The sequence below is a fragment of the Rouxiella sp. Mn2063 genome (assembly GCF_049319665.1).
Taxonomy (GTDB): Bacteria; Pseudomonadota; Gammaproteobacteria; order Enterobacterales; family Enterobacteriaceae; genus JBMOUD01.
In genome coordinates this window covers 1-6340 of the sequence record NZ_JBMOUD010000033.1, presented here as the reverse complement: position 1 = coordinate 6340, position 6340 = coordinate 1, and the positions used below count along the sequence as shown (strand labels likewise).

The 6340-nt window shown below is 46.6% G+C and carries 10 protein-coding genes; 2 read left to right on the top strand and 8 right to left on the bottom strand.

All coding sequences use genetic code 11. The features are described from left to right. The 8 genes from ACL9RG_RS22555 to ACL9RG_RS22520 all read right to left on the bottom strand — a co-directional run. A partial coding sequence (locus ACL9RG_RS22555; protein WP_422794889.1) for a recombination protein NinB occupies positions 1-218 on the bottom strand: 218 nt, incomplete at its 3' end. Continuing rightward, positions 218-679, bottom strand: a complete 462-nt coding sequence (locus tag ACL9RG_RS22550) for a hypothetical protein (protein WP_422794888.1) — start codon at positions 677-679, stop codon at positions 218-220. The genes ACL9RG_RS22550 and ACL9RG_RS22555, both read right to left, overlap by 1 nt. Before the next feature lie 211 nt (positions 680-890). Continuing rightward, positions 891-1208: a hypothetical protein gene (locus ACL9RG_RS22545; RefSeq protein WP_422794887.1), complete on the bottom strand. Its 318-nt coding sequence runs from the start codon at positions 1206-1208 to the stop codon at positions 891-893. Next, the gene (locus ACL9RG_RS22540; RefSeq protein ID WP_422794886.1) at positions 1195-1494 is read right to left on the bottom strand and encodes a DUF4406 domain-containing protein; all 300 of its coding nucleotides are present in this window, start codon (positions 1492-1494) and stop codon (positions 1195-1197) included. The genes ACL9RG_RS22545 and ACL9RG_RS22540 overlap by 14 nt, the downstream gene beginning before the upstream one ends. 307 nt (positions 1495-1801) lie before the next feature. Beyond that, a complete protein-coding gene (locus tag ACL9RG_RS22535; protein WP_422794885.1) occupies positions 1802-3205 on the bottom strand; it encodes a DnaB-like helicase C-terminal domain-containing protein in 1404 nt (467 codons plus the stop codon). Beyond that, positions 3195-4079: a DNA replication protein gene (locus ACL9RG_RS22530; protein ID WP_422794884.1), complete on the bottom strand. Its 885-nt coding sequence runs from the start codon at positions 4077-4079 to the stop codon at positions 3195-3197. The genes ACL9RG_RS22535 and ACL9RG_RS22530 overlap by 11 nt, the downstream gene beginning before the upstream one ends. Before the next feature lie 177 nt (positions 4080-4256). Further along, a complete protein-coding gene (locus ACL9RG_RS22525) occupies positions 4257-4571 on the bottom strand; it encodes a CII family transcriptional regulator (protein WP_422794883.1) in 315 nt (104 codons plus the stop codon). A 134-nt stretch (positions 4572-4705) separates the two neighbouring features. Continuing rightward, entirely contained in the window at positions 4706-4933 is a 228-nt protein-coding gene (locus ACL9RG_RS22520; protein WP_422794882.1) for a transcriptional regulator, read from the bottom strand. 106 nt (positions 4934-5039) lie between these two features. On the opposite strand from ACL9RG_RS22520, the gene ACL9RG_RS22515 reads away from it, so the two are divergent. Further along, a complete protein-coding gene (locus tag ACL9RG_RS22515) occupies positions 5040-5756 on the top strand; it encodes an XRE family transcriptional regulator (RefSeq protein WP_422794881.1) in 717 nt (238 codons plus the stop codon). 255 nt (positions 5757-6011) lie between these two features. After that, positions 6012-6320 (top strand): hypothetical protein, encoded by a 309-nt coding sequence (locus tag ACL9RG_RS22510; protein ID WP_422794880.1) that lies wholly within the window; start codon positions 6012-6014, stop codon positions 6318-6320. Positions 6321-6340 lie beyond the last annotated feature (20 nt).

Genomic DNA, 6340 nt, shown 5'->3' with positions numbered 1-6340 from the left:
TTCCAGCTCTCCGAGTCCATCTTTCGCTCATACCAAACTACCTGCTCGCTGATATCGCGCAGGGTTGCCCAGAGCTTGGCATTCTGATCAAGACTTCGAGTGGACTGCTGGATGGTTACGAGAAGAGGTTTTTCTGTGCTGAGCGGGATGTTGTCGATGAAGTTTTTCAGGTTCTGGCGTATTTGCGGGTTTCTGAGATAGAAAACCTGTTTATCCACTATGAATCCTCCGGCGCAGGGGCTGCGGCCAGCATGGCCTTGTAAATGACCTCGTGATGAATGCAAATCATGTCGCTATCGTCATCGAATGATGCATCTTCACAAGTTACTGCGGCTTCCATCATTTTGAGTGATGGCTCAACTGGTACCAGCTTGTAGCCTTCGGGAATTTCCGGGGTGTTGAGATATGGTTTGTCGTAGACGGGAAACGCTGACGAACCGTCACAACTTTTTTCTTCAGTTGCGTGAGTGTATGCGTTTAGATATTCCTCGCAATCATCGGGCGCCCTAAAGCCTTGATGCCATGTAACCCATGCTACCGGCTCAGCCGACTTAGCAGCCAGCGCGATTCTTGCTAGTGCCGTGACTTCGTTTACAGCAAAAATAACGGTATTATCGCTACTGAGTTTTGCGAGACTCTCCAGCCGCTCAACACTAAACTGCTCTAAATCGTTAATCATGATTTCGCCTTTAGTTTATGTGGGTAGCGCTTAATAAAGTCTGATAATGCTATGCAGGATGATTGCTGAGAGTCGCCAGATGTAAATACCACAGTGTGTCCTCGTCCGTTTTGGACGATACATTTGACGTTGACTCTCATTTCATATGCGTTATTCAAATCTGACTGGTAGCTCTTTCCTATCATTGCCTGTCTGGCTTTTTGTGTATGAATCATGATTTCACCCTCAGTCCTGCTGCTGTGACTCTAACCTTGCATTGCTCTACAGTGACGTTGTGTATTGCTGCGAGGTCTTTTCTACTGAATGATTCATCAGCAAAATAATCTGCGCATTTACGCTCTGGCAGCTCAATCTCGATGCTCGCTATAGCTGCCTGCCAATGCTTCCGCGGATTCTCGACGTACTCCGAGCTGTAACCTCCTGCCGAGTTTCGCTGGCCAATAACATATTCAAGCGTATGTCCTAGATAATCAGCGATATGCTTTTCAAATACCGGATCAAACTCTTCACGCTGTTTAGTTGTGTCCATCTGATCTCTCCTGGTAAATAATTTTGAGATTTAGCTTTTCAGCCAGTGCGTGTTCCGCTCTTGCACCTGCAGATTTTTCCCAGCCCTTAAGCATGTAAACGCAATCTACGCAGCGAACCATTGCTATGCAGATATCCATGTATTCACGCTGCTCAAATCCGTCTGGCAGAATTGCTGGGCTTAGAACTGAGTGACCATCTAGCTTTAATAATGTACGCGCCACATTGAATTCGGGACGATTAAAATCAGGTAAGCCACTCATTGGCCCTGCGATATAAATCTTCACTTTTCAATCTCCAATTCACAGCTAGCGCCCAAAGCGGTAAGTGACCAACCAAACATGGGTTGATATTTCACAAGGCCAAGTCGGTGCAGCGATGTTGCAGTCACGTTTGAAGCACTCCGTGTCACCAATTTCCCATTCCGCAACTTGCTAATAAAATCAATTTGAGCTTTCGATAATTTCATTGGACTTAAACCTCAAAATTTGGACATAAAAAAGGGCTGCAACGATAGTCAACAGCCCCGAGGTTAGTTCGATGATGTAAGCTGTCATAGCTTCACCTCTTGCTGTTTAATCCATTCACCGAGCATTAGAATCCCCCCTTCTGTTTCGATGACCGGCGCTCAGATTCCACAGCTTTGGCGCGGGCCTGCTCCTGGTCGCAGTCGTAGATTGCGCCGTGACGTTGTTCAACGAATACAACACCGTTTTCACCGTGTCGATTCAGTCTTAACAGCAACTCTGTGTCCTGCTGATTGACGCTCTCGTCGTATGCCCCTTCGCGATAAATACCTAGCCAGTAATCACAGTCTTGCTCAATTTGACCCGTGTCGCGGGAGTCGCTAGGCAAAGGTCGCTTGTTGGTTCGCTTCTCTAAGTCGCGGTTTAGCTGCGTCAGCAGGACTACAACGCAATCAAGCTCTTTAGCTAGATTCTTCAGGCCCTTTGTGATCATCCCGTAAGCCAAATCGTTACGATCTGCTTTCTCGGCTTTCATCAGCGTCAGGTAGTCAACGAGAATCATCCCAACGACACCACGCTCACGCTTAATGCGCCGGCACTCAGAAACGATGTGGGACAGTGACAGCCCCGGCGTGTCGTCAATGTAGAGGTTTCCATTTGTCGCCAGCTCTAGTCCTTTCGCTGATGCCAGCGCGAACCGGTTATCATCGTAACCATCGAGGTAGAAATTCTTACTAGATACACCGGATGCTTGGGTGATCATTCGTTCCGCTAACTGAAGGTCTGGCATCTCGAGACTGAACGCTAAAGCCGGTAGGTTCTCATTCATCGCGCAGTTGATGGCCATGTTGAGATACAGAGTGGTTTTACCCATTTTCGGACGAGCGCCGACGACGAATAGCGATCCCTTAACGATTCGTTTTGGCTCAAGCATTGCATCAAGCGAGGGTATTCCGCTTGTTAAGCCTATCGCGCTTTGGTCGCCTTCAAATCGCTTCTCAACCACTCCAACCCAATCAGTGAAAACATCTTCAAAGGTTCGTAACCCTCGGCGGCTGCCGGTTTTCGCGTGGTCGGTGATTTGAGTTATCAGTGACTGTGCCGCCTCGAACTTTTCCTCTGCTGTCATACCGTCATTGGCGTAAAACAGCTCAGTTATTTTGTTCGCCTTCTCGATCCCGTATCGCTTCATTGCCCGGTCACGAACGATTTCTGCATAGTTCACGATATTAGCCGCACTAGGCGTGTTCTTTGATAATTCAGCCAGGTAAGCAAATCCGCCGATGGATTCAAGCACCCCTCTCCCTTCGAGGCTGTCATTGACGGTTAGCAAGTCGATAGGTTTTTGCTGAAGGCTTAGACTGCGTAACTCTTCGTAGATAATTCTGTGCGGGCGGCTGTAGAACGCCTCAGGCTTAAGCGTTGAAAATACTTTCTGGCAACGATCACTACCATCATCAAGCATCAGTCCGCCGATGACGCTTTGCTCAGCTTCAATGCTGTGCGGGGCTATCTTAAAATCAATTGTCATCGCTATTTCCCTCACGAACCTTCAAATAAACCTCGTCGCTAAGAAGGTAATCGATATTCTTGCAACGCCATGTCTTGCCAGTCTTGCCGTCCGGTCTGGCACCCAGCATCCAGCGGCAGTTAAGCGCTATGTATTCTAAGTACGCCTCCCATGCCGCCATGCTGAATGGCGCACCATCAAGCTGACGAGTTATCTTCCCTGCTTTCGCCCAGAAGGTTCTTATCTGATTCCTGCGCTTGTCGCTCAGTGCTCTAACACTAGGGCATTCAGGCAGTATTCGATGGTAAGCGGCAATTACGTCTTCGCATGAGTGGGTAGGTTTTTTCTTCTCAGCCTTTTCCGCTGATGAGACACTCTCTATTACTTTAGTAATAGAGTTATTATTTAATTCATTGTTTGTGGCACTTTGTTGGCAATCTGTTGGCACAACCTCCGCTGTAAGCGTTGATATGTCTGGGTTTGTGTTGGCACTTTGTTGGTAATCTGTTGGCACAAAATTCGGCTGATATTCGTCGTATTTTGTGACGCAAATCAGAGAGAATTTCTTTGTGGTTTTCTTGCTTACCATGCCAAGTTTTTCAAACTTCCCGATCAGGTATTTGATGCGATTACTATCAATGCCAGTAGCTAACTCCAGCTTGTTGCGGCCTGTCAGAAACTCGCCACGCCGAACCAGAACCTCACCGAATTCAGTATTAATAACAGCCGGCGCGTGATTGGCGGTTAGTATGAAGTGAACCCACAAGTGAACAGCTTCAGAATCCTTTCCGTAGAATGGCAGCTCCGTTATTTTTCTGTGCAGCAAGGCAAACCCCTTACCGGTCGCCTCCGGCTTCTCTGTGACTGGTTTACGAAGCGCTACGACATTACTCATCAGGCTTCCCCTTTGGCTTTAGCGATCTGAATATCTCAATGAACTTTTTCCCGAACTCTGGGTTATCAGTGCATGTCAAAACTAAAGCGTCTGGAGTTGATGCCCGTTGATGATGCCGCGCAACTCGATGTCGTTTTTTACTGTTTGTTGATCCAGTGTTTTGCATATATAATTACCTCAGAACTCGATAGTTATTTGCTTTGAATCCTCTGTTAGCGCAGGGGATTTTTTCTTTGTAAGCATCTGCTCAATTCGCAATAGCGTTTTAGCGATATCAGATTCAGGCGCTTCAACTTCAAGCATCGCCAGAGCCATTCCCATCAGGCCAAAGAAACTGTACTTCTGGTTTCCATGGGCCACTTTCATTCTGCTTACCTGCGCTTCATTCATGCCGAGAAAGGATGCGAACTTACCCTGTCCGAACATCGCTAGTTTCCCCAGCAGTTGAGACTCGATTTTCGTTGCTTTCTTGCGATAACTTGCAGTTTCCATTTGTTAATATTCCTGTGTTGTTAAGTGTTGGTGTTTAAACGTGGCAATTCCGTGGAGTGCCACTGTTGTATTGGTGCCCTCGAATCAGGGCGGCTAATGATGTTAAAGAGCGGTGGTGCTGTACTGCTTGTTACTTATGCCGCTGAGCGTGGTCGCTTAAACAGGTGTGGCATGTCTGGGCGAAGTTCGTAACCTTTGATTAATCCCTTCGTTGCTTTAACAACTAAAGGCACCTTTTCAGGGGAAACCTTTGCTTTGTTGCTCAGCCACTTACCAACGGCCTGCTGAGATACGCCGCAGGCACTACCAAGTTTTTTTTGCGAACCGACAATCTCAATGGCGGTTTTAATTACTTCGTTCATGACAACCTCCATATGATTCGTGGTTGTTATTATAAAACCATAGTTGTTTTTATTGCAACAACTATATTCGTTTGTATGAAAACAACCGTTGTTGTAGATTTTGATTATGAAAAATACATTTGCCGAAAGATTGCGTGACTCCCGCAAAAGCAAGGGTTTATCCCAAAAGGAGTTAGGTGAGAGGGTGGGGATTAGCCAAGCCGCAATTCAGAAATTGGAAAGGGGATTGGCTGCGTCATCAACATACACAGCTCAGATTGCTGAGGAACTTGGCGTTCCTGCCTTGTGGCTTATTAACGGCAACGATATGCAAGATGGCACAAGGGAATCGTCGATACCTGATGAATCTGAATGGTCTACGGTGGATGCATGGAGTAGCTCTTCGCCTGTTCCAAGTGATGAGGTTGAAGTTCCATTTTTGAGGGATATAGAGTTAGCTGCGGGAGATGGAGGCCTGAGTGACGATGACTATAACGGGTTTAAATTGAGATTTTCCAGAGCTACCCTAAGAAGGGTTGGCGCTTCCACGGATGGTAAAGGCGTGATCTGCTTCCCAGCAAAGGGAAATAGCATGGAGCCTGTCATTCCTGATGGCGCAACGGTTGCTGTTGATACTCACAATAAGAAGATCATTGACGGGGAGATTTACGCCATTGACCAAGGTGGGTTGAGAAGAGTTAAGCAGCTATACAGAAAGCCCGGAGGCAAAGTATTAATCCGCAGCTTTAACAGGGACGAGAACGACGACGAGGTAGAAGATGAATCAGAAATAGATATTATTGGATTTGTTTTCTGGTACTCAGTTATAAGAACCCGCCGATAAAACACCTGGAAACAATTAATCCTGGCTCATGTCAGGATTTTTTTCGTCTTTAAAAACCTCAAAAACAACCACATAAAAACAAACAACCAAAAAACTTAAAATAAAAACAACCATTGTTGTTGACATTAAAACAACCATAGTTTTAAATAAGCACATCGAAACGAAATGACCCGAGTCGATATGCTCTTTAACAATTAGGTATGCGCTGATACAAGCGCACCAAAACGTGAGTTTTGGGATGGCATGAATTGCAGCGTGAAAAAGCGCAACCAAGGAGATCAGCACCTCGGCATGCCATCACCAAAACTCATCAATGGAGAATTGATTATGAACTCAAGAGAACGACGCACAGCTCGTTATCGAGCCAAATGCGCAGCAGAGGCAAGCCTTGAACGTAATGTCGGCGCGGCGCTGGCTGGATGTTCTAGCCGAGTTTACAAGGCTGTTAATTCAGCAGCAGCAAGAATCAAGACAGAGGCAAGCGCGGATAACATTTGCCTGTCACAGGTCGCCATCTACAACGCAGGTCATCGCAAGCAGTCAGAAGTGATGACTGCTCGATAAGGAGTGAGAGATGAGTAAAG

Bases quoted from the DNA above. Each gene is read 5' to 3' on its own strand.
- ACL9RG_RS22515 (WP_422794881.1), top strand. From the start codon at position 5,040: ATGAAAAATACATTTGCCGAAAGATTGCGTGACTCCCGCAAAAGCAAG.
- ACL9RG_RS22525 (WP_422794883.1), bottom strand. From the start codon at position 4,571: ATGGAAACTGCAAGTTATCGCAAGAAAGCAACGAAAATCGAGTCTCAA.
- ACL9RG_RS22530 (WP_422794884.1), bottom strand. From the start codon at position 4,079: ATGAGTAATGTCGTAGCGCTTCGTAAACCAGTCACAGAGAAGCCGGAG.
- ACL9RG_RS22520 (WP_422794882.1), bottom strand. From the start codon at position 4,933: ATGAACGAAGTAATTAAAACCGCCATTGAGATTGTCGGTTCGCAAAAA.
- ACL9RG_RS22550 (WP_422794888.1), bottom strand. From the start codon at position 679: ATGATTAACGATTTAGAGCAGTTTAGTGTTGAGCGGCTGGAGAGTCTC.
- ACL9RG_RS22545 (WP_422794887.1), bottom strand. From the start codon at position 1,208: ATGGACACAACTAAACAGCGTGAAGAGTTTGATCCGGTATTTGAAAAG.
- ACL9RG_RS22535 (WP_422794885.1), bottom strand. From the start codon at position 3,205: ATGACAATTGATTTTAAGATAGCCCCGCACAGCATTGAAGCTGAGCAA.